At 69.7% G+C, this 20,688-nt stretch carries 20 protein-coding genes; 13 read left to right on the top strand and 7 right to left on the bottom strand.

Annotation, left to right across the window (positions count from 1 at the left end):
* Positions 1-6 precede the first annotated feature (6 nt).
* Positions 7-1,242, top strand: coding sequence for a signal recognition particle-docking protein FtsY (ftsY, locus tag C475_RS01670; protein ID WP_006881996.1), 1,236 nt, complete (start codon positions 7-9; stop codon positions 1,240-1,242).
* A 23-nt stretch (positions 1,243-1,265) separates the two neighbouring features.
* Here ftsY and C475_RS23700 read toward each other — a convergent pair whose 3' ends face one another.
* Complete coding sequence (locus C475_RS23700; RefSeq protein ID WP_161625156.1) at positions 1,266-1,412, bottom strand: hypothetical protein; 147 nt, start codon at positions 1,410-1,412, stop codon at positions 1,266-1,268.
* A 22-nt stretch (positions 1,413-1,434) separates the two neighbouring features.
* On the bottom strand, positions 1,435-1,587 hold the full coding sequence (locus C475_RS24165) for a hypothetical protein (RefSeq protein ID WP_006881995.1): 153 nt from the start codon (positions 1,585-1,587) through the stop codon (positions 1,435-1,437).
* A gap of 493 nt (positions 1,588-2,080) precedes the next feature.
* Here C475_RS24165 and C475_RS01665 point away from each other — a divergent pair, with 493 nt between their 5' ends.
* The 4 genes from C475_RS01665 to C475_RS23690 all read left to right on the top strand — a co-directional run bounded on the left by C475_RS01665 (position 2,081) and on the right by C475_RS23690 (position 6,147).
* Positions 2,081-3,901: a nitrite/sulfite reductase gene (locus tag C475_RS01665; RefSeq protein WP_006881994.1), complete on the top strand. Its 1,821-nt coding sequence runs from the start codon at positions 2,081-2,083 to the stop codon at positions 3,899-3,901.
* On the top strand, positions 3,882-5,537 hold the full coding sequence (locus tag C475_RS01660; RefSeq protein WP_006881993.1) for a Coenzyme F420 hydrogenase/dehydrogenase, beta subunit C-terminal domain: 1,656 nt from the start codon (positions 3,882-3,884) through the stop codon (positions 5,535-5,537). The genes C475_RS01665 and C475_RS01660 overlap by 20 nt, the downstream gene beginning before the upstream one ends.
* An 89-nt stretch (positions 5,538-5,626) precedes the next feature.
* The gene (locus tag C475_RS23695; RefSeq protein WP_006881992.1) at positions 5,627-5,839 is read left to right on the top strand and encodes a hypothetical protein; all 213 of its coding nucleotides are present in this window, start codon (positions 5,627-5,629) and stop codon (positions 5,837-5,839) included.
* Positions 5,836-6,147 (top strand): hypothetical protein, encoded by a 312-nt coding sequence (locus C475_RS23690; RefSeq protein WP_006881991.1) that lies wholly within the window; start codon positions 5,836-5,838, stop codon positions 6,145-6,147. The genes C475_RS23695 and C475_RS23690 overlap by 4 nt, the downstream gene beginning before the upstream one ends.
* Before the next feature lie 29 nt (positions 6,148-6,176).
* On the opposite strand, the gene C475_RS01645 is transcribed toward C475_RS23690, so the two are convergent.
* Genes C475_RS01645 through C475_RS01630 form a run of 4 tightly spaced genes read right to left on the bottom strand, consistent with a single transcriptional unit; the run spans position 6,177 to position 11,640 of the window.
* Positions 6,177-8,363, bottom strand: a complete 2,187-nt coding sequence (locus C475_RS01645) for a pentapeptide repeat-containing protein (protein ID WP_006881990.1) — start codon at positions 8,361-8,363, stop codon at positions 6,177-6,179.
* A gap of 57 nt (positions 8,364-8,420) precedes the next feature.
* The gene (locus C475_RS01640) at positions 8,421-9,002 is read right to left on the bottom strand and encodes a hypothetical protein (RefSeq protein ID WP_006881989.1); all 582 of its coding nucleotides are present in this window, start codon (positions 9,000-9,002) and stop codon (positions 8,421-8,423) included.
* A complete protein-coding gene (locus tag C475_RS01635) occupies positions 8,999-10,912 on the bottom strand; it encodes a spermidine synthase (RefSeq protein ID WP_006881988.1) in 1,914 nt (637 codons plus the stop codon). The genes C475_RS01640 and C475_RS01635 overlap by 4 nt, the downstream gene beginning before the upstream one ends.
* A gap of 14 nt (positions 10,913-10,926) precedes the next feature.
* Positions 10,927-11,640 carry a twin-arginine translocation signal domain-containing protein gene (locus tag C475_RS01630; RefSeq protein ID WP_006881987.1) on the bottom strand — a complete coding sequence of 238 codons (714 nt, stop codon included), beginning with the start codon at positions 11,638-11,640 and terminating at the stop codon, positions 10,927-10,929.
* 161 nt (positions 11,641-11,801) lie between these two features.
* Here C475_RS01630 and C475_RS01625 point away from each other — a divergent pair, with 161 nt between their 5' ends.
* The 3 genes from C475_RS01625 to C475_RS01615 all read left to right on the top strand — a co-directional run bounded on the left by C475_RS01625 (position 11,802) and on the right by C475_RS01615 (position 14,238).
* Entirely contained in the window at positions 11,802-12,782 is a 981-nt protein-coding gene (locus tag C475_RS01625; protein WP_006881986.1) for a hypothetical protein, read from the top strand.
* Between the two features lie 98 nt (positions 12,783-12,880).
* The gene (locus tag C475_RS01620; RefSeq protein ID WP_006881985.1) at positions 12,881-13,789 is read left to right on the top strand and encodes an AEC family transporter; all 909 of its coding nucleotides are present in this window, start codon (positions 12,881-12,883) and stop codon (positions 13,787-13,789) included.
* Between the two features lie 53 nt (positions 13,790-13,842).
* Entirely contained in the window at positions 13,843-14,238 is a 396-nt protein-coding gene (locus C475_RS01615) for a cupin domain-containing protein (protein WP_006881984.1), read from the top strand.
* Between the two features lie 15 nt (positions 14,239-14,253).
* Here the strand turns inward: C475_RS01615 and C475_RS25075 are convergent, their stop codons facing one another.
* Positions 14,254-14,376 carry a hypothetical protein gene (locus tag C475_RS25075; protein ID WP_268869900.1) on the bottom strand — a complete coding sequence of 41 codons (123 nt, stop codon included), beginning with the start codon at positions 14,374-14,376 and terminating at the stop codon, positions 14,254-14,256.
* Between the two features lie 132 nt (positions 14,377-14,508).
* Here C475_RS25075 and C475_RS01610 point away from each other — a divergent pair, with 132 nt between their 5' ends.
* From C475_RS01610 to C475_RS01590, 5 genes are all read left to right on the top strand, one after another.
* The gene (locus C475_RS01610) at positions 14,509-15,159 is read left to right on the top strand and encodes a bifunctional 4-hydroxy-2-oxoglutarate aldolase/2-dehydro-3-deoxy-phosphogluconate aldolase (protein ID WP_006881983.1); all 651 of its coding nucleotides are present in this window, start codon (positions 14,509-14,511) and stop codon (positions 15,157-15,159) included.
* 73 nt (positions 15,160-15,232) lie between these two features.
* Complete coding sequence (locus tag C475_RS22765; RefSeq protein ID WP_006881982.1) at positions 15,233-15,601, top strand: DUF7573 domain-containing protein; 369 nt, start codon at positions 15,233-15,235, stop codon at positions 15,599-15,601.
* Positions 15,602-16,424: 823 nt separating this feature from the next.
* The gene (locus tag C475_RS01600) at positions 16,425-17,393 is read left to right on the top strand and encodes an AAA family ATPase (protein WP_006881981.1); all 969 of its coding nucleotides are present in this window, start codon (positions 16,425-16,427) and stop codon (positions 17,391-17,393) included.
* Positions 17,393-18,412 carry a DUF58 domain-containing protein gene (locus tag C475_RS01595; RefSeq protein ID WP_006881980.1) on the top strand — a complete coding sequence of 340 codons (1,020 nt, stop codon included), beginning with the start codon at positions 17,393-17,395 and terminating at the stop codon, positions 18,410-18,412. The genes C475_RS01600 and C475_RS01595 overlap by 1 nt, the downstream gene beginning before the upstream one ends.
* Positions 18,409-20,661, top strand: a complete 2,253-nt coding sequence (locus C475_RS01590; protein ID WP_006881979.1) for a transglutaminase TgpA family protein — start codon at positions 18,409-18,411, stop codon at positions 20,659-20,661. The genes C475_RS01595 and C475_RS01590 overlap by 4 nt, the downstream gene beginning before the upstream one ends.
* Positions 20,662-20,688 lie beyond the last annotated feature (27 nt).

Here is a 20,688-nt window from a genome sequence, read left to right as displayed (position 1 = left end):
GGCCCGATGTTCGACGGACTGAAAGAGAAACTCGGCCGCTTCAGCGACGATGTCGAGGAGGACGTCGACGACGAGGCGGTCGACGAGGAAGCCGACGACCCGGAGGCCGAGGCGGCAGATGCCGAAGCCAGCGACGCGTCCACCGAGACGGTCGACGAAGCGTCGGTCGAAGCGGACGCGGTGGACGCCGAGTCGGACGAGACCGAGGCCGACGTGCCCGAGCCCGACACCGACACCGACGCGTCCGACGCCGAAGTGGACGAGGACGCGCCCGACGGCGAAGCGGACGAGGACGCGGCCGGCGACGACGAGCCGGCGGAGGCCGAGGACGAGGCCGGAGACGAAGACGACGGGCGAAGCCTCGGCCAGCGGGCGAAGCTGTTCGCGACGGGCAAGACGGTCATCGACGAGGACGACCTGCAGAACCACCTCGACGACCTGGAACTCGCATTGCTCCAGAGCGACGTGGAGATGGGGGTCGCAGAGGAGATCCTCGACGGCGTCGAACAGAACCTCGTCGGTGACACGCGCCGGCGGCTGTCCTCGACGGGCAACCTCGTCCGCGACGCGCTGCGCGAGGCGCTGTACGACGTGATCAGCGTCGGGCAGTTCGACTTCGACGAGCGGGTCGCCGAAGCGGACGCGCCAGTGGTCATCATCTTCACCGGCGTCAACGGCGTCGGGAAGACGACGACCATCGCCAAGCTCTCCCGGTACTTCGAGGACCGCGGCCTGTCGGCGGTGCTGGCCAACGGCGACACATACCGCGCCGGCGCCAACGAGCAACTCCAGCAACACGCCGAGGCGCTGGACAAGCGGGTCATCTCCCACGAGCAGGGGTCGGATCCCGCCGCGGTCATCTACGACGCCGTCGAGTACGCGAAGGCCAACGACGTGGACGTGGTGCTGGGCGACACGGCGGGTCGCCTGCACACCTCGGACGGGCTGATGGACCAGCTCTCGAAGATCGACCGGGTGATCGGCCCCGACATGACGCTGTTCGTTGACGAGGCCGTCGCGGGTCAGGACGCCGTCAACCGCGCCCGCGAGTTCGACGACGCCGCGGAGGTCGACGGCGCGGTGCTGACGAAGGCCGACGCCGACCCGCAAGGCGGCGCGGCTATCTCCATCGCCCACGTCACGGGCAAACCGATTCTCTTCCTCGGCACCGGCCAGGACTACGGCGACCTCGAACCGTTCGACCCCGAGGACATCGTCGACCAGCTCCTCGGCGCGGAGTAGGTCGGCTACCGGGGTCGATCCGGTCAGTCCGCGGCGCCGATGTGGCCGCCGCCGTCGACGACCACTCGACAGTCGGCGTGTGAGAACGAGACCGTGAGCCCGTCGTCCAGTAACAACGTCGCCGCCGGTACCCGGAACGCACCGATGCCACTCGTGGAATCAGTCTGCACTGCCGGAAAACAGACGCCCGGCCTACTCGTCGCGTTCGTCGGAGAGGTGCTCCCACACCTCGGCACAGCCGCAACCGTCCTCGACGCCGTCGAGGTGTGAGGTGTCGACCTCGCGTTCGTCCTCCGATTCGACCTGCTCCTCTTCGACCGCCTGCACGTTCTGTGAGTCGCTCATTCGGTTATTCGATCACAAGGCTCCGTTCTACATAAAAGCGCACTTCCGCGCACCCTTCGCCGTCGCTGCCGCAAATAGGCAACATGATCCGGTTCAGTCGGCCGCGGTCGTCCGCGAAACCACCGGATAGCGGCGCTTGGCCGGGTTGGTGACGGTAAATCGGATACATGACACGACGGCTGGTCCCTCCCGACGGTCACCAACCCCAGTCGGGCGCGGTCTGAACGGCAAGCGGGGTTTCCTCGGTGCCCGTGGTGCGTCACCGATACCAGCAACCGAGGTGGGGTTTCGCGCAGTCGTGGCAGGGCTGACCGAGACGGTGGGATACAGAACCGTGGGTTGTGTGAACTGTTAGCACGCACGCGACCGCCGCGTGACGGGAGACCGAACATGCACGTCAGGAACACACCGACCCGCGGTACACGGGGGGATGGCCGATGAACGCTGTCAGAGCAAGCTCCGACGAGCTCATGCTCATCCCGGGGGGATTCGCATGAACACCGTCGAGGAGTGGAAACAGGAGAAACATCCGCTGGACGTGGTCGAGGACGTGAAGCAGTACGCCGCGGAGGGGCTGTCGTTCGCGGAGATCGAGGAGCGGGCCGGCGACGGCGAGTGGGAGCGGCTCAAGTGGGCCGGGATGTACTCCCACGGTCGCCAGGACGGCTACTTCATGATGCGCACGAAGGTCCCCGGCGGGTATCTCACCCCGGACCAGGCCGAGGTGATCGGCGAGGTGGCCGAGAAGTACGCCACCGCGCCCGACGAGTACGGCGGCGAGGACCAGAACTCGGTGTGGGGCGACGCCTTCCTCGACATCACGACCCGCCAGGATGTCCAGAAACATTGGATCGAGGTCGAGGACGTGCCCGAAGTCTGGGCGAAGTACGACGAGGTGGGGCTGACGACGATCCAGGGCTGTGGCGACGGCGCCCGGAACGTGCTCGGCTGTCCCGCCGCCGGCCTCGACGACCACGAGTGCTTCGACGCCCAGCCGGTGATCGACGCCGTCTCCGACTACTTCACGGGCAACCGGGAGTACGCCAACCTCCCGCGGAAGTTCAAGATGACCATCACCGGCTGCAAACACGACTGCGGTCAGTCGCAGATCAACGACGTGGGGTTGACGCCGGCGCGGAAAGCGGTGGGCGGGTCCGACGGCGACGAGGAGATATACGGCTTCCACTGCAAGGTCGGCGGCGGCCTCTCGGACGGGCCGCGGATGGCCACGGGGATGGACGTGTTCGTCCCACCGGGCGAGGCCGTGGAGTTCTGCCGAGCCATCGCCCAGACGTTCAAGGAACTGGGCGATCGCAACAACCGCGGCGTCTGCCGGATGCGCTATCTCGTCGAACAGCTGGGCACCGACGAGTTCGAGCAGGCCGTCCGCCGGCGCTGTGAGGTCGACCTGCCCGAGTCGGGGACCGACCTCACCGAGGGATACACGGGCGACCACGTCGGCGTCCACGACCAGAAGGAAGACGGCCTGAAGTACGTCGGCTTCAACGTCATCGCGGGCCGGATGGGCGGCGACGAGTTCGCAGCGGCGGCCCGCGCCGCGCGGAAGTACGGCACCGACGAGGCCTCTATTCGGCTCGCGACCGACCAGAACTTCCTGATCACGCACGTCCCGCGGGAGAACGTCGGCGACCTGCTGAACGAACCGTTCGCCCGCAAGTACGAGCCCGACCCCGGTCCCTTCTCGCGGGGCGCCGTCGGCTGCACCGGCTCGGAGTTCTGCAACTACGGCATCATCGAGACGAAAAACCGCGTCTACCGGTGGGCGAAGGCGCTGGACCGCCGGATCGACACGCCCGACGATCTGGACGTGGTCCGGATGCACATGTCGGGCTGTTCGGCCTCCTGTGCCCAGCCGCAGATCGCCGACATCGGCTTCCGCGGCGAGACGGTCCAGCTCGACGAGCGCGAGGCGCGGGGCGCCTCGGACCGGTCGAGCGGGGAGGGAACCGAGCCGCGAGACCCCGAGGGCACCACCAACGAGGAGGGGGACAACAGCGAGGCGTCGACGACGCCTCGGGCAGACGGCGAAGCCGTCGACATCGTGGAGGGCATGGACTTCGGCCTCGGCGGGTCGCTGGGGGCGGACAACGAGTTCCTCGACTGGGTCGAAACCGCAGTTCCGGCCAGCGCGGTCATCCCCGCCATCGAGGAGCTGTTCGCGGCCTACGTCGACGAGCGCGAGGACGGCGAACGGTTCTACGAGTGGACCCGTCGGGTCGGGAACCAGCGGCTCCGGAACGTCATGCAACGCGCCGACGCGAACGTCTCGGGAGGTGTCGCCCGTGGGGACTGAGCGCACCCGAGAGCGGCGACAGGACGGCGAGCGGCAGGTCGCGCCCGCGGACGTGGCCCCGGAACTGGCGGAAGACGGCCGAGACGACGCCGAAATCGACGACTCGCGCCTGCTGACGGACGGCGGTCGCGACGGGCCGATGCCGGGTGTCCCCGACGTGGGGAGCGACGACAGCGACGACTGCGGGTGCGGGAGTTCCTGTGGCTGCGGCGGCCGCCCCGAGAGCGGTCACACCCACGGAGGGGACGGGCAGTCCGGTGGTTCGTCGACCGTTCCGGACGGTGGTGCCAGACCCGCCAACGTCGACGAGCACGGCAAGCTCCGCGACGTGGAGTTCACCGAGCCGGCCGAGAGCGCGAGCCAGGACGTGTACGCGACGCCGGCCGACCGGCGCGTCCAGCGGCCCGGCGAGGCGGAACTGGCGCTGGACACGCCCTCCTACGAGATCCGCTCGCGGATGAACGACATCGAGACGCCCGAGGACAAGACGTGGTTCATGGAACTCGACGAGGCGGTCGTCGACGACGGTCGTTGCATCCAGTGTGGCACCTGCGTCGCCGCCTGTCCCTCCGACTCCATCGGTATCGGCGACGACGGCCTGCCCGAACTCGTGAAGATGTGTACGGGCTGTTCGCTGTGCTGGGACTTCTGCCCGCGCGGGGGCCTGCGCTACGAGCGCCAGTGGAAGATCACCGGTGGCGACGACAACGTCAGCGGCGCCGGCGACCCCATCACCGAGTTCTCGGCGAGAGTCGAAGACGACTGGCGCGAGGGCGCCCAGGACGGCGGCCTCGTCACGTCGGTCCTCGTCCACCTGCTGGAGGCGGGGGAGATCGACGGCGCCCTGATCGCCACCGAGAGCGACGACGACCCCTGGAAGGCCGAGGCGTTCCTCGCCACCACGCCCGAGGAGTGCATCGACAACGCCGGCAGCGTCTACAACCAGACGATGGCCCTGGGTACCCTCGACCTCGAACGGTGGGACCACAAACTCGACGTGCCCATCGAGGAGGCGTCGCTCGCGCTCGTCGGCACGCCCTGCGAGATCGAGGGGATCCGCGCCCTGGAGGACTTCGAGTGGGAGTACGGTTCCCAGGAGGCGGGCGTCCGGGCCATCGACTACCGCATCGCCCTGATGTGTACGAAGAACTTCAACTACGAGCGCCTGATGGGCGAGCAGCTCGTCGAGCAGCGGGACGTCGACCTCGACGACGTGGGGAAGATGGACGTGCTCGACGGGAAGATGCTGGTCTACGACCGCGAGGGCGAGCTGATCGTCGACGAGGACGTGGAGCACTTCCACGACGCCGCGCTGAAGGGCTGTGACGAATGTGCGGACTTCACCGGCTACTGCGCAGACCTGACCGTCGGCTCCGTCGGTTCCAGTGACGAGTACTCGTCGGTGATCGTCCGCACCGAGCAGGGACTGGACGCCTGGAACCTGACGAAGGGGGACCTCGATTACCACGACCTGGAGGACCGGTCGGCGGTCGGCGGGCTCCAGTCCTGGGACAAGAAGAAGGCCTTCGAGTCGCTGGAGCGCCCGTTCGACCCCGACGCGCCCCGGTTCATCGACTACACCGACCACGCCGAGCAGTACGGGACCGAACTGAACCCCCACGAGGCCAAGCACTGATACGGATTGTTGCAAGACATTCCTGGTTCGACAGCACGCGGTCGTGCGGTCGACCCGGTAAACGCTTGCAACAATCCGTATGAGCGTCAGTGGGTCTCATCACCGGTATCGGCGGGAACGACCGCGAGGTCGAACACTCTGAAGTCACCGTTGAACGTGAACACCTGTTCGACGTCTCGGTTTCGGGCCAGTACCGCGACGGAGTGGTCGACGAACGATATCTGCTGGTCGTCGTACCGGTCGAACGACTCGCAGACGGCCGCGAACTCGTCCGCATCGGGATGGGCGAGCGCGACAAGTGACAGGCCTGCTCGACTGGGGGCTCGTTCGCACGACCGACCGGGAGTACGACCTCGCCTGCGCCGAGCAGGGCCTCTGCGGGCTGAGTCCGCTCGATTCGGAGCGGCGGGAGCGTATCCGGTCCGCGCTGTACGAGGGGTACCGGGCGGTCCGGGACCTTCCCGCGGACGAAGCGTTCGAAGCGCGCCGGCGCCTCTACGTGCTCGTCTTCTTCGCTGCGAACATGAACTGGGTGTCCGGCTGGGTGACTCCCGACGTCGAAGACGAGGTCGAACGGGACTACCGGGCGTTCGTCGCCGAGTTGCTGTGACGGTGGCCCGGGCGCCCGCCGACGCCCGCCTACATCTCCGAGCGCTTGACCAGGGCGTAGACGAGCAGCGCCGAGAGGACGACGCTGAGATACGCCTCGCTGGCGGCGAACACCTCCGCACCGCGGCCCTCGGGCCCGAGGAAGCCGTAGCCGATGGTGGTGTAGGAGATGTAGCTAAAGCGCGCCACGTCGAACAGCGTCGCCAGCCCCTCGGGCGTGAGCGCCTCGCCGACGGAGAGCTGACCCGCCGCGGTCATGAACGTGTCACCGCCGAACGCGTAGAAGGGCACGTACAAAAGCGGCGCGAGGACGAACGCGAAGCCGATCCGGATGGGCCGCATCCCGTGGCCGCAAGTGATCCCGAGGAACCAGTTCTCGGTCGCGCGACCGAGGTTCTTGATCCGGGTCCAGACCGGTGCGGTCGAGTCGCGCACGACCGCCACGTTCTCCGCGCGGCTGTACTGCTGGCGCTTGACGCGGAACTCGCCTGCGACCTTCATATCGCCGACGGCGGCGGCGCTCTGTTTGGCCTTGAGGTAGGTGGTCTCGGCCACCTGGGGCGTCATCGCGAGTTCGTACTCGGGGTCGGCGTCGGGCGGTTCGTGGAACTCGTGGATCGCCCAGGCGTTGCGGTCCAGGTACTCGCGGTGGGCGCTGAAGTCGAACTCGTGGCCGTCGAACTCGGTGAACTCCGTGCGACAGAAGCGGAAGAAATCCAGCAGACGACGGTGGTCCTCGTCGGTGGCGGCGACCAGTTCGACGTCGCCGAGGGAAGCGAGCGTCAGGTCGTAGCGCACCCAGTTCTCGGCGGGCTGGGCGATGCGTCCGGAGACGATCTTCGCGCGGGTGAAATCCACCCAGGCGTCGCCGTCGACCTGGCTGGCCTCGAAGTCGATGCGCTCGGAGAAGTGGGCGCCGCTGAAGTCGATCTCGCCGCCGAAGGCGGTGTCGAGGAAGTTCGCGGAGGTGATCTCGGCGTTGTGGAAGTCGGCGTCGGCACCGAAGTGTGCGCCCTCGAAGGTCAGGTCGTCTTTCAGGAAGTTGGCGCCGCCGGTGAACTCCGCGCCGCGGAAGACCGCACGGGCGGCGAACTCGACGGCCGAGAAGTCCGCGTCCTCCCGGAACCGCGCCTCGTCGAAGTCGGCTTCGGACGCGAACGTCGCCCCGGCGAACGTCGCGTCGGCGTCGAACTCACCCTCCTCGAAGTGGGCGACGCCCTCGAAGGCCACCTCGGCGAAGGAGACGAACCGGAAGCGGGCGTGGCGGAAGTCGGCGTCGCCGGCGAACGTCGTCCCGGCGAAGGTCACGTCCTCGTCGAGCGCGCGCTCGCGGCCCGAGAAGGCGGCGCCGCGGAAGTCGGCGTCTCCCGCGAAGGTCACGTCGGCGAACCCGGTGTCGCCGTCGAAGCGGGCCTCGTCGAAGTCGGCGAACGCCTCGAAGACCGCCTCGTCGAACTCGGCGTCGCCGTCGAAGCTGGCCTCCTGGAAGTTCGCCTCGCCGGCGAACGTCGCCCGTTCGAAGTGGGTGAACCCGAACTCGGCCTGGCGGAAGTCCGCCAGGGCAGCGAACGACGCGTCGGTGAAGCTGGTGTTGTCGTCGAGCAGGTTCGAGTCGCCGTAGAACTCTGCCGCCCGGGCCTCGACGACCCCCTCGAAGGTCGCCTCGTCGAAGGTCACGTCGTTGGCGAAGGTCGCCTCGTCGACGTCGAACCGCCCCTCGAAGGTCGCGCCCTCGAACGCCACGTCGCCGGCGAACTCCGTCTCGAAGGCCTCGAAGTCGCCGGTGACGGTCACACCGTCGGCCAGAACCGGTTCCTCGACGTGGGCCTCGTCGAGGGTCACGTCGCCGAGCGTCGCGTCGTCCAGCCGGATCGGCAGGCGGATCGTCGCGAACGTCGCCGACAGCGACTCGACCGTCGCGCCCCGGAGGTCGACCGGGTGACGGTCGGCCCCCTCGACGGTCAGCCGGTTCAATTCGATGGCGGGCAGTTCGACTCCCCGAAGGTCCTTCGCCTCGGCGTCGCCCTCGCGGACGACTGTCAGGAACGCCTCGCGAACCGCCTCCTCGCCGATCCCTCGCTCGGCCCGCTCGTTCGGAGAGAGGTGAAGCACTTCCGCCGCCAGAGCGGATCCGTCCCCCGCGTCGTCGCCGTCCGCGCCCGCCCCGGGAACCCCGACCGCGCCGGATTCGTGACTCCCGTCCCCTCTATCTGCCATACTTTCTCACACGAGATGCGCGGACCATAAATATTTCTGACGGGTCGTCCGGGCGCCTCAGTCCGTCGGCTGGCCGGTCCGCTCCGGGTGGCGTCGGGCGTCGCCGTCTGTCGCGTCCGCGAGTACGCCGCTGGGTACCGACTCGAAGGTCGTCCGCGTGAAGAGCGCGAGGTCGAACTCGGGGTAGGTGTGATACGTCTCGTAGCCGTCAGTGCCGATATCGATCGTGGTGTAGGCGTCCTCGCCGAACCGATAGGACACGTCGAACGCGCCGTCGGCGGGGAACGCCGCGAGCGGGCGGCGCTCGACGAGCGTCGCGCAGGCCAGCCCGTCGGCCGCGTAGGTGAGGCGACGGCGACCGTCCGCACGGTCGGTGCCGTCGACCGCGGGCTCCGACGGGTCGGTGTCGGCCACCGTCGGCCCGTCGAGGCGCAGCGTCGTCGCGCCGTCGGCGTCGACGGGGTCACAGGTGGACAGCTCGTGGAAGTCGTAGGTGGGGGCGCTGACGTAGTGGGAGCTGCCGACGACGCGGAAGGTGAACTCGGCGCCGAGCAGCTCGCGGGTCAGCGAGTCGAACACGCGCACGTCGGCGGCGGGCGGGGCGTCGCCGTGGACGAACTGGAGGGTCTCGGATGTCATGGGTCGACGATCACGTCGTAGTTGGGGTCGAAGACGCTGTTCGGTTCGACGCCGCGGTAGGCGGGGATCGACCGCCAGTCCAGCCGCTCGTACCGGTCGGCGACGGCGTCGAGGTAGTCGCTGCGTGCGCGGGAGACGTTCGGGGTCGGAGCCGGACCGTCCGACAGCAGGTAGAAGCGCTCGCCGCGCTCTAACTCGTCGTCGCCGTCGGGGTCCTCGTACACCGAGTAGGGGAGATAGCGGTCGAAGCCGGCCTCGCGGACGGTCTCGGTGTACACCTTGTGGTGCTGGGCGAACCAGTACTTCGAGTACGCCCAGGTGGCGACGACTCCGCGGTCGGTCAGGTGGCCCCGGAGCAGCCGGTAGAACTCCGTCGAGTACAGCGACAGGGCGTCGTCGCTGCGGGCGCCCGGCACGTCCAGCAGGATCAGGTCGTAGCGTTTCTCCGAGCCGCGCAGGTAGTTGTACGCGTCGCCGACGGTCGTGTTCAGCCGATCGTACTCGAAGGCGTCGCGGTTGTGGCGGGCGAACGCCGACTCCTCGCGGGAGTAGTCGAGGAACTCCCCGTCGATGTCGACCTGGTCGACGCCGACGCCGTAGTCGCGCAGGCGGTCGACGGCGATGTAGTCGCCGCCGCCGACGAGCAACACGTCGAACGACGCGTTGCCGGCCGCATCGGAGCCGCTCCGGGCAGTGTCGGGCGCGTCGGTGCGGGCGGCCTCGGTCCTCGCGACACCCGTCTGCGGGTCCGCGCGAGCGGTCCCGGATCCGTCGACGTAGGCCGACATCGGCACGTCGACGAGGCCGGCGTGGTAGGAGTCGACCCAGTTCTCACAGAGCTGGATCGCGCTGTCGAGGCGGAGACAGGTCTCCGTACCGGGGTTGCCGGCCACGTCGCGGCGGTAGGTAGTGATCCGCTGGTAGCGGGTGCGCTCGAAGCCGGTGACGGTCACGTCGGCCGTGCCGGGCTGGTACTCGCTCTCGATGCGGTCGCCCATGTACGCGCCGGTGACCGCCCGGTCGACGGCGCCGGCGTTGGCGACCAGCCCGCCGTAGGTGCCCGTCAACAGCAGGCCCGCGAGGACGACCGCGCGCCACCGCGCCAGCGAGAACGAGCGGTCGGCGCCGCGTGCGGCCGGCGCTCGGGCCGACCACACCGCGAACGCCAGCGCGGCGAGGCCGTTCAGCAGCCCCAGCACCAGCACGGACACGACCAGGCCGTAGCGGGGGTACAGCACCAGCGCGTAGACGACCGTTCCGGCGAGGCCGCCGAGGTAGTCGACGCCCAACACCTCCGAGAACGACCGCCCCTCCGCCTCCGAGACCGAGAAGAAGACGCCGAGGGCGCCGCGGACGATCCTGCGAGGGTAGAGCCCGCCGAGCGCGGCGAACAGCGTCTCCTCTCGGTGCTCGACCAGCTCGTTCAACAGCGGGATCTCGAACCCCGAGAGCACGCCGACGACCAGGATCGGCACGTGGGCCAGCGCGAGCGTGAGGGGCTCCTTCAGCGCGAGCCGTCCGACGGTCAGGGTCAGATCCGGGAAGGAGTTCAACGCGATCATGAACCCCGCGCCGGCGGGACCGGCGAGCGCGAGGTACACCTCCGTCCGCAGGAAGTTCCCGGCGGGGTCGTCGAGGTGGGCCGAGAGGAACGACCCGACGCCCATCGAGAACAGGTACAGGCCGATGGTGATCGAGTACCGGAGGACCGTACCGCCGTAGAACACCGTCAGCAGCTCCGAGTAGACCAGTTCGTAGGCGATCGAACAGAACGCGACGACGAAGGTGAGCGCGAGCAACAGCCGCCGGTCGGTGAGGCGGGGGCCCGAAGACAGCGGCGGCTCCTCGTCGGCTGAACGGCCGGGCGGCGCGTCCGCCCCACCGGCGGCGTCGTCGCTATCGGGGACCATCGGCGGTCAGTGGCTCACACTCTGGGCTTGACGTACCAGGCCTTGTCCATCCGGGGGTCGCCCAGATCGGCGTCGACCTCCATGTCGACGGCCTGCCAGCCGTAGTTCGTCGAGCCGTCGGCGGAGACCAGCTCCGTCCCGACCCGATACCACCCCTCGCGGACGGCGTCGCTGGGCGATAGCGCGGCGAGGTTGGCCGTCAGGTCGGCGCCGGCCTCGGGGTCGTCCCAGGTCTCGTCCCAGGACACCGACCCGGGTCCGGGACCCGGCGCGTCGTTCTCGTACTCGTCGTCGGTGCCGAGGTAGGAGACGCCGAGCGTCGCGACCGAGGCGTCGGCCATCTCCAGTTCGTCGTCGTGGTCGTCCCGCCAGCCGTTGCTGTAGGCCCCGCCGTGCCAGATGGCCCACCCGTGGCGCGAGTGTTTCGGTGCCGACGAGTAGCCGCCGGTGCCGCGGCCACCGGCGCCCTTGGCCGCGCGGGCACGGCCGACCGGGAGCAGGGCGGCGACCCCGCCGCCACCGAGGTTGCTCTGGTTCTCCTGGCGCGTCTCGACCTCGATCTCGGACAGCAACTGGATCTGCAGCGTCGTTCCCTGGAGGGCGACGTCCGCGAACACGTCGGACTTTCTGGGCGGCGGGGAGCTGTTCCCCCCGATCCCCAGGCAGCCGGCCAGCGCCGCACCGGCCGCCAGCCCGGCACTGCCGCGCACGAAGCTTCTGCGCTTCATACCAACTATCGCATCGGCCATCCACCAAGTATCTTTATATTATCGTTTCATCTGCTCGAAACGTTCGGCGGCGTCGCCAAGCGGCGGCGACGGAGTCGGTGACCGGCGGTGGGCCGGGATTCAAGTGCAGACCGGTGGTAGAGGTGGGACAGAATCCCCGCATGAGCGACACCCCCGACGCGAGAACCGAACGCTACTCCGGCGACGTGCGACTCGCCGGGAGTCACGAGGCGCCCGTCGGCCTCCGCGGCGCCGCGGACGTGTTCGTCGGCCCCGACGGCGTCGCCGGGACCCTCCGTCTGGCCGACGCCGAGTACGTTTACACCGACGTTGCACCGCCCGGCGACGGCGGGGCCGTCCCCGTCGAGGACGCCCCCGACGTGGCGACAGAAGTCACCGGCGACATCGAGGACGGCTACGTCGAAGACGCCGCCGGCGACGTGGTGATCCGGGGCGTCGAGGACGTGTTCGTCGCGGGCGGCGCCGCCGAGGCGATCGACCCGGCGGGCGCCGAGCAGGTGTTCCACGACGGCGCCGCGACGCCGACCGAGGACCCGGCGGGCTACGACGCTACCGTCACCGGCTGGGACCACTCACGGAACGCCCGCGATCCGCGCGACGGCGTCCACGTCCGTGGCGCGAAAAACACCGTCGAAGTGACCGAGGGCAAACACGATCTGACCGTCTACGTCGTCGGCTGGGACAACGAGGTCCGGGTCGAGGGTCGCGGCGTCGACGCCACCGTCTTCTTCGTCGGCCGCGACAACCGCGTCAGCGTCGGCCCGTACGTCTCCGTCACGACCGCCGCCGAGAGCGGCTTCGACAACGTCGTCGAGTCGGACCCCGTCCCGCCCGAGGCGGTCGTCCAGACCTCGAAGTCGGAGGCCCACGCCGACGTCACGTTCGGTCGCCACCGCATCACCTGGCAGGAGCCCGCCCCGGACAAGGACTGGTGCCCCAACTGCGGCGAGGACGCCGACGCCGTCATCGCGCGCCGCCAGAAGGACGCCCTCTTCCTGTTCGGGACCGCCGTCCGGACCTACGACGACGGCGGCGTCTCCTACGAGTGCGAGCGCTGTAGCCGCCACGTGGCCGGTGACGTCGCGCTCGACGAGGACGAACGGAGAGACGCGTTGCGGTAGGCGCTCCGACCGGCGAGGGCGCGCTCCCGCGGGCGCGCTTCCCGGCGAAAACGACGCCGATCCGAACCCTGAAAGGCGGCGCTCGGTTCCACCCGGGTATGGAGGTGTACGCGCGGCTGGGCTACCTGCTGGCGCTGTTGCTCGCCGGCGTCGCGGCCAGGCGGCTCGGGTTGTTGACCGAGCGCCGGACGGGGTGGCTCAACGACCTCGCCTTTTACGTCGCGCTGCCGGCGCTCGTCTTCTCCTCGACGTACGACCGAGCGCTGGGCGAACTCGTCTCGCCGGCGCTGGTGGGCGGCGTCCTGCTGGTGTTCGCGACGGTGATCGCCGTCGCCTGGCTGGTCCACGGCCGCCGCGCCTCGCGCGGCCAGCGCAGCGTCGCCGTCGTCCAGTCGTATCACTCGAATCTGGGTTTCCTGGGCCTCCCGCTCGTGGAGGCGACGCTCGGTGGCGCCGCCAGCGGGACCGCGGCGGTCGTCCTCGGCATCGGCGTCCTCGTCCAGACGCCGCTGACCGTGGGCTCGCTGATCGCCATCAACGACGCCGACGCCGCGGTCGCCGACGAACTCCGCGGCGTCGTCACCAACCCCGTCCTGCTCGCGCTCGTCGCCGGCCTCGCGGTCTCGACGGCCGACCTCGGCGTCCCCACCGTTGCGGCGACCGGGCTCGGCGCCGTCTCGGAACTCGCCTTGCCCGTCGCGCTGCTCTGTGTCGGCGCGTCGCTCGAACTGGTCGATGCGGAGGTGGACTACGGGCTGACCGGCACGGTCGTCGCGACGAAGATCGGCCTGATGCCCGCACTCGCTTGGGTCGTCTTCACCCTGCTGGCCGTCGACGCGACCGCCGCGACCGCCGTCGTCGTCATGCTCGGGATGCCCTCCGCCGTCTCGACGTACGTCTACGCGACGGAGTTGGGCGGCGACGCGCAACTCGCCTCGCTCAACGTCTTCGCCACCACGCTGGCCTCGCTCGGGACGGTGGGCGTCATTCTGCAAGTGATGGGGTAGGCGCCCGCCGCCCCCCGCCCGACTTTATCAGCCCCGCCGCCTCATCGACGGCCATGGGCTACCACCAGATCGACCCCGACGACCTCGATTCGACGCCGGACTACCCCTGTGACCGCCGCGGAATCTCCGACGCGGCGGAGCTGGCGGCGCTGCACCTCGCGACCTACGAGATGGAACCCGGCGAGCAACTCCCCAGAACCTACCACTACCACGACAGTCGAGAGGAGGCGTTCTACGTGATTTCAGGGACACTGCACGTCGAGACACCCGACGAGGAGTTCGTCGTCCAGGGGGACGAGGTGTTCGTCGCCGAACCGGAGAGCCCCCATCGCGCGTACAACCCCGAGGACGCCGACGGATCGGTACGAGTCCTCGGCACCGGTGCGCCGAAATCGGACATCGCTCACCCTTACGAGCCCGCCGACGAGGACTCCGAGAACGCGGAGTGAACGGCGGCGGACGGGTCAGCCGGCGAGGACGACGAACAGCACGAACAGGAGGATCAGGAGGCCGACGAGGGCGACACCGGGCATCCGCGGGAAGCTGTCGCCGGCCATCGTCGTCCGCGGGTCGGGGGCGTCTGTCATACCCGACGTAGGTGCCGTCGGCGAATAAGGATGTCGACGATCGGAGGTGTCGGTCGGCGAGACGACCGGGGCGCGTCGATCCGGGCCGCCCGACCGGGTATCCTTTTGCCCCCGCCGGTCGCAGGTGCGGCTATGACGAACAAACGCGACATCCAGCAGCGCATCGTCGACAGCGGCGTGACGGCGGTCCTGCGAGGCATCGACGAGGAGGACATCGTCCCGGTCGCCGAGGCGGTCCACGAGGGCGGCGTCACGGCCCTAGAGGTCACGGCCGACGCCAAACGCTGCAGCGAGATGATCGCCGCCGTGGATCGGGCGACCGAGGACACCGACGCCATCGTCGGCGCCGGGACCGTCATGGACGCCGCCGCCGCGCGCAACGTCATCGAGGCCGGCGCGGAGTTCGTCCTCGCACCCAATCTCAACGAGGACGTGATCGACGTCTGCAATCGCGAGGGCGTCGTCTGCATCCCAGGCGTGATGACACCCACGGAGGCCGCCGAGGCGATGGAGGCCGGCGCGGACATCCTGAAGATGTTCCCCGCCTCGACGGTGGGGCCGGGCCACATCGGCGCGCTGCAGGGGCCGCTCGGTGACGTGCCGATCATGCCGACCGGCGGCGTCTCCACCGAGAACGTCGCCGACTACTTCGACGCCGGCGCGGTCGCCGTGGGCGCGGGCTCGGCGCTCGTCGACTACGACGCCATCGAACGGGCGGACTGGGACGCCGTCCGCGGGTCGGCCGCGGCGTTCGTCGAGGCCGTCGAGGACGCGCGGTCGTAGGCGGGAGCGTCGGCGGCCCAGCGGCCCAGGCCGGGTCGCCAGCGCTAAGAGGCGCGAGCGACCACGACGACGCATGGGAGACCGGTCGCTCGACGACTTTCTGGACGGTGACGACGGCGGAGACGGCACCGAAGAGTCGCCGGATCGGCCCGAGGAAGCGGTCGACGACTCGGTCGACGCGGAGGCCGACGACCCTGACGGAGTCGAGATCGGCGCCGACGACGGGACCGATGGGAGCGACGACGGGGACGAGGGCGAACCCGAGGAAGACAGCGACACCGACGAGGACGGCGTTCGCGTCGACCCGACGACCGTCGAGCCGGCCGAAGCGACCTACGCCTGGAGCACCGACGGCGACGCCTGCGCGGCCTGCGGCGAGACGGTCGAACGGCGGTGGCGCAGTGAGGAGGGCCTGGTCTGCCCCGACTGCAAGGAGTGGTGACGGGGTGCCGTGGGAGAGACGTGTGCTCACTTCTCGGCTGTTTCTGTTGGTTGTATCGCGGACTGAAGTCGAACGACAGCGACGCACTCACCGGAGACAGCAAGTGGTGAAAGCCCTCGGCGCGCTCGCGGTCGCTGAGCGGGATATCCTCGGCCGCTTCGCGGCCTCGGACAGTGGCCCGCTCAGGCGACTATCGGCGCGAGCGCACCTCGCCCTTTCAGTCCCCCAGGCACCGCAACCGCACCGCTCCACACGGCACCGCAACGGGCCACACACCTCCCCAGCCCATTCCTTCGCTCGCTGCGCTCGCTCAGTTATCCACTGTCAGAGCAAGCTCTGACAAGCCTTCGTTCACTCCGTTCACAAAGACAGCGAGGGACCGGAGGTCCCTCGGGCCATGCGGGCGACGCTCGGGTCGCCCGCAGACCTCGCACGGTGCTGTCGCGCGACGAGACGCGCCAACGTCAGAGCAAGCTCTGGCGGCCCCCGGAATCGAAGGCGATTCCGAGACGACAGCGCGCGCCACGGTGGATTGCTACGCTTATCGCCTGTAGTTAGCATCCGCGCGAACAGAGTGAGCGCGGTTCACCGCATCGAGGCCGAAGGCCGAGATGCGGCCTTTTTCACCCATGTTTTTGCCGGAGGGGTTCCGGCAGCGAACGGAGTGAGCGAGGAAACCCCTCCGGGAAAAAGATGGGGAACAAACGTTACTTATCTCCGGCCGTAAGGCACGATAGCGAACGTCCCGTGGGACGCCGTCCCACTCCCCCCAGTCGCCGTCGCGGGGCAACCGCGCGGCGGCGCGTCGGAGCCGTAGCCACCAATGACAGACACAGACACCCCAGTCTCCGGTCGCCAGGAGAGTACCGTCGAAGACGTAGACGACGCCCAGTCGGTGGTCTCGCGGGTCGTCGACAACGTCGAACAGGTGATCGTCGGCCACCACAGCGAGATCGAACACATCCTCACCGCCCTGCTCGGACGCGGCCACATCCTGCTGGAGGACGTGCCCGGCGTCGGCAAAACGATGCTCGCCAGGGCGGTCTCCCGGTCGTTCGACGGTTCGTTCAAGCGCGTCCAGTTCACGCCCGACCTGCTGCCCTCGGACGTGACCGGCGTCAACGTCTACAACCAGCAGACCGAGACCTTCGAGTTCCGACCGGGGCCCGTCTTCGCCAACGTCGTCCTCGGCGACGAGATCAACCGTGCGCCGCCGAAAACGCAGTCGGCGCTGCTCGAAGCCATGGAGGAAGACCAGGTCACGGTCGACGGCGAAACCCACTCGTTGCCCCGGCCGTTCACGGTTATCGCGACCCAGAACACCGTCGAGCGCGACCGCACCTACGAGCTGCCGATGGCCGAACTCGACCGGTTCATGAAGAAGCTGCAGCTGGGGTATCCCGGTCGCGACGAGGAGACGGAGATGCTGGACCGGATGGTCGGCCACCACCCCATCGACGAACTCAAATCGGTGGCGACGCTGGACGACCTCCGACGCGCACGCGAGACCGCCGCGAACGTCACCGTCGAAGAGAGCGTCCGCGCGTACGTGACGCGGCTGTCGCAGTTCACCCGCCGCCACGCCGAACTCGGCGTGAGTCCCCGCGGCGGACTGGCGGTGTTGCGCGCGGCTCAGGGCCGGGCGATCCTGGAGGGGCGGGACTACGTCATCCCTGACGACGTCCAGACCGAGGCCGAGGTCGTCTTCCCGCATCGCATCCGGACGAGTACGGACGAGACGACGCCGCGGGCCGTCGTCGAGAACGCGCTCGAATCCGTCCGCGTCGAGTGATGAAGCTGACACGCAGGGGCTACGGCGTCCTGGGCGTGGTCGTCCTCGCGGAGGCGCTGGCGATCACGTACGGCGCCCGGGCGCTCAACGCGATCGCCGCGCCCGCCGTCGTGGTCCTGCTGGCCTCGGCGGTCCAGCTGTGGCGCACGTCGGCCCCGACGGGCGAGCGCGACCGCGTTCCGGCCAGCTTCCCCGGCGATACCCGCGAGGTGACCGTCGACGTCGACGGCGGCGGCGTCGCCGAGATCGACGAGACCGTCCCCGAGGGGCTCGACGCCGAGGGCGCGAGCGCCGAGGCGTCGCTGCCGACGACGTTCGCCTACTCGCTGACCTGCGTCGAACGGGGGCGACACAAGCTGGGTCCGCTGACTGTCCGGGTCCGGGACATGCTGGGGCTGGTCGAACGGACCACCCAGGCCGGCTCGACGACGCGCGTGCTCGTCTACCCGCCGGTGTATCAGGTCGCCGGCCGGCAGGCCATCCTCCAGCACGTCCTCGATCGCTCGGAGGTCGAGCGCCAGGAGTTCGACTCCATCCGCGAGTACGCGCCGGGCGACCCGCTGCGGGACGTCCACTGGAAGTCGACGGCCAAATCGCCCGACGAGATCTACGTCACCGAGTTCGCCGACAACCGCGTCGAGGACGACGATATCACTATCGCCGCGGTCGGCGACGCCGGGTCGATCGACGAGATGGCCGCGGCGGCCGCCAGCGTCGCCGTCATGGCGCTCGACGCCGGGCTGGCCGTCGAACTCCGACTCCCCGACGCCCACGTCAGACTTGGCCGGGGTGACCACCACCGCCAGCGACTGCTCGCGACGCTCGCCGAGACGGACACCGACTTCACCTCGCCGTTCCAGACGTACACCCTCGACGACGACGTGCTCGCCGACGCCGACGTGGTCGTCCGGAGCGACTCCGACGGCGTCACCCTCGCCTTCGGCACCGACGAACGCGACTTCGAGGCGGTCACGGCCAGTCGCGAGAACCCGCTGTCGGCCCGGGGGGTCGGATCGTGAGCACCGAGACGCGCGCGGCCGACGCCGCGCTCGACCTGAAGGGGCTCGATTCGGTCAGGGCCGTCGCGCTCGGCGGGATCGGCCTGCTGATCGCGGCCTACGGCTCCGTCTTCTATCACTTCATCGACGTGACTGGCGAACCGCTGGTGTTTCTCGTCCTCGGGGCGGCGACGCTGGGTGCGGGGACGCTGCTGGCCCGGTCGCTACGGCTGCGCTGGGCGGCGGTCGTCGCGGTCGGGCTGCTGGCGACCGGGCTGGGGCTGTACATCGTCAGCCTGCCGCGCCAGCCGCCGCTGGTCCCGCTGCTCACCGACGCGGTCGCGCTGATGACCGGGCGGTCGCTGTTGCAGGTGACCAACGTCGACCTGTGGGTGCTCGGCGTCGCGCCCGGTCCGCTCTTTCTGACGTGGTATCTCGCCGTGCGTCGGCGCTACGTCGGCGGCGTCCTCGCCGGCGGGGCGACGCTAGGCTTTCTCGTGCTGACCGGCGACGCCTCGAACGTGACGACGCTGCTGGGCGTCGTCGGCGGTATCGTCGCGGTCGCCGTCGGCGACATGGACCGTCGGGGCGACTCCCTGCGAGCGGCCGAGCCGCTGGCGGTTCTGTTGGCGGCGCTGATTCTGCTCTCGGCGATCGCGCCGGTCGTCCCCGCCGGCCCCTCGCGGACCGCCGACACCTGGTCGAGCTTCCAGACCGGCGGCCCGGGCGGCAGCGTCGAGGCGAACCTCGTGGAGGCCGACAGCCAGCTGGGTATCGCGGGCAACCTCTCGCTGTCGCCGGCGGTTCGGTTCCGCGTCGAGAGCGACGCGGAGTCGTACTGGCAGGTCGGGAGTTACGACCGCTACACCGGCGACGGCTGGATCCGGACCGGGAGCAGCTACTCCTACAACGGCCGCATCCGGGGGCCGCCCGGTCAGAGTCGGGCGGTCAGTCAGACCGTCACCGCCATCGACGAGATCAGCGTCCTGCCCGCGGCCTGGAAGCCCGTCGAAGTCAGTGGGAGCGTTTCCGACCGCGCGCGCGTGACCGACCTCGACGGCCTCGAACTCGACGGGTCGCTGGCGAGCGGTGAGCGCTACAGCGTCACCAGCCGCGTCCCGGTCGCGAGCGCGCGCGACCTGCGGTCGGCCGGGACCGACTACCCCTCGGCTGTCGCCGAACGGTTCACGCGATTGCCCTCCAGCACGCCCGACCGCGTCGCCGAACGGACCGAGCGGATCACCGCCCGCGCCGACAACCCCTACGCGACCGCGCGGGTCGTCGAGCGGTGGCTGGAGAACAACAAGAACTACTCCCTGGACGTGGAGCGACCCCGCGGGAACACCGCCGACGAGTTCCTCTTCGAGATGGACGCCGGCTACTGCACCTACTTCGCGACGACGATGGCCACGATGCTCCGGACCCAGGACATCCCGGCGCGGATGGCCGTCGGCTACACGTCCGGCGAGCGCGTCGCCGAGGACGAGTGGGTCGTCCGCGGCTACGACGCCCACGCCTGGGTCGAGGTGTACTTCCCCGAAGTGGGCTGGGTGCGCTTCGATCCGACCCCCGCGGGCCCGCGACAGGCCGCCGAACAGGGCGAACTCACCGAGGCCCGCGAGAGCAACCGCACCGACGTCGACACGAACGAGACCGGGAGCGGCGATTGGACGCCGACGCCGACGGCCACGCCCGCGCCGCTCACTCCCCGGGCCGAACAGCCCGTCCAGGAAGCGCCCGGACAGGTCACCGTCCCCGACCGGATCACCCGCCCCGGCGGCGGTCCCACGGGCGACGTGGACACCTCGAATATCACCGTCACGCGCCCGCCGACGAACGCCCCCGGTGGCGGCGACGCCGACGAGGGCGACGACGGCGCGGCCGGCCCGCTCGACGGCCGCCCGCCCACTCGCGCGGAGGCGACGCTGGCGACTATCGTCCTCGTCGGTGCGGTCGTCGCCCTCCGGCGGACGGGCGTCACCGGCCGGATCTACCGAGCGGTGTGGCTGCGCTACCAGCCGACGAAAGACCCCGAGACCGACGCCGAGCGGGCGTTCGACCGCCTGGAGTACGTCCTCGCCGAGCGCCATCGCCCGCGCCGACCCGAGGAGACGCCGCGGCAGTACCTCGCGTCCATCGGCGCGGACGAGCGGGCCGCGCAGGTCGCGGCCGTCCGCGAGCGCGCCAAATACGCCGGCCGGGTCACCCGCGAGGAGGCCGACGAGGCGGTCGATCTGGTCGACGACATGGTCGGGTGGCGCGGCGCCTGAGTCCCGGGGCGACGCGGCGCCCGCCGG

This window comes from Halosimplex carlsbadense 2-9-1, from assembly GCF_000337455.1.
Lineage (GTDB): Archaea > Halobacteriota > Halobacteria > Halobacteriales > Haloarculaceae > Halosimplex > Halosimplex carlsbadense.
The sequence above is the reverse complement of the archived record's forward strand: the minus strand, read 5'-3'. Positions and strand labels throughout refer to the sequence as shown.

Excerpts from the sequence above, each read along its gene's own strand:
- ftsY (WP_006881996.1), top strand. The coding sequence starts at position 7 with ATGTTCGACGGACTGAAAGAGAAACTCGGCCGCTTCAGCGACGATGTC.
- C475_RS24165 (WP_006881995.1), bottom strand. The coding sequence starts at position 1,587 with ATGAGCGACTCACAGAACGTGCAGGCGGTCGAAGAGGAGCAGGTCGAA.
- C475_RS01665 (WP_006881994.1), top strand. The coding sequence starts at position 2,081 with ATGAACACCGTCGAGGAGTGGAAACAGGAGAAACATCCGCTGGACGTG.
- C475_RS01645 (WP_006881990.1), bottom strand. The coding sequence starts at position 8,363 with ATGGCAGATAGAGGGGACGGGAGTCACGAATCCGGCGCGGTCGGGGTT.
- C475_RS01640 (WP_006881989.1), bottom strand. The coding sequence starts at position 9,002 with ATGACATCCGAGACCCTCCAGTTCGTCCACGGCGACGCCCCGCCCGCC.
- C475_RS01635 (WP_006881988.1), bottom strand. The coding sequence starts at position 10,912 with ATGGTCCCCGATAGCGACGACGCCGCCGGTGGGGCGGACGCGCCGCCC.
- C475_RS01630 (WP_006881987.1), bottom strand. The coding sequence starts at position 11,640 with ATGAAGCGCAGAAGCTTCGTGCGCGGCAGTGCCGGGCTGGCGGCCGGT.
- C475_RS01625 (WP_006881986.1), top strand. The coding sequence starts at position 11,802 with ATGAGCGACACCCCCGACGCGAGAACCGAACGCTACTCCGGCGACGTG.
- C475_RS01620 (WP_006881985.1), top strand. The coding sequence starts at position 12,881 with ATGGAGGTGTACGCGCGGCTGGGCTACCTGCTGGCGCTGTTGCTCGCC.
- C475_RS01615 (WP_006881984.1), top strand. The coding sequence starts at position 13,843 with ATGGGCTACCACCAGATCGACCCCGACGACCTCGATTCGACGCCGGAC.
- C475_RS25075 (WP_268869900.1), bottom strand. The coding sequence starts at position 14,376 with ATGACAGACGCCCCCGACCCGCGGACGACGATGGCCGGCGACAGCTTC.
- C475_RS01610 (WP_006881983.1), top strand. The coding sequence starts at position 14,509 with ATGACGAACAAACGCGACATCCAGCAGCGCATCGTCGACAGCGGCGTG.
- C475_RS22765 (WP_006881982.1), top strand. The coding sequence starts at position 15,233 with ATGGGAGACCGGTCGCTCGACGACTTTCTGGACGGTGACGACGGCGGA.
- C475_RS01600 (WP_006881981.1), top strand. The coding sequence starts at position 16,425 with ATGACAGACACAGACACCCCAGTCTCCGGTCGCCAGGAGAGTACCGTC.
- C475_RS01595 (WP_006881980.1), top strand. The coding sequence starts at position 17,393 with ATGAAGCTGACACGCAGGGGCTACGGCGTCCTGGGCGTGGTCGTCCTC.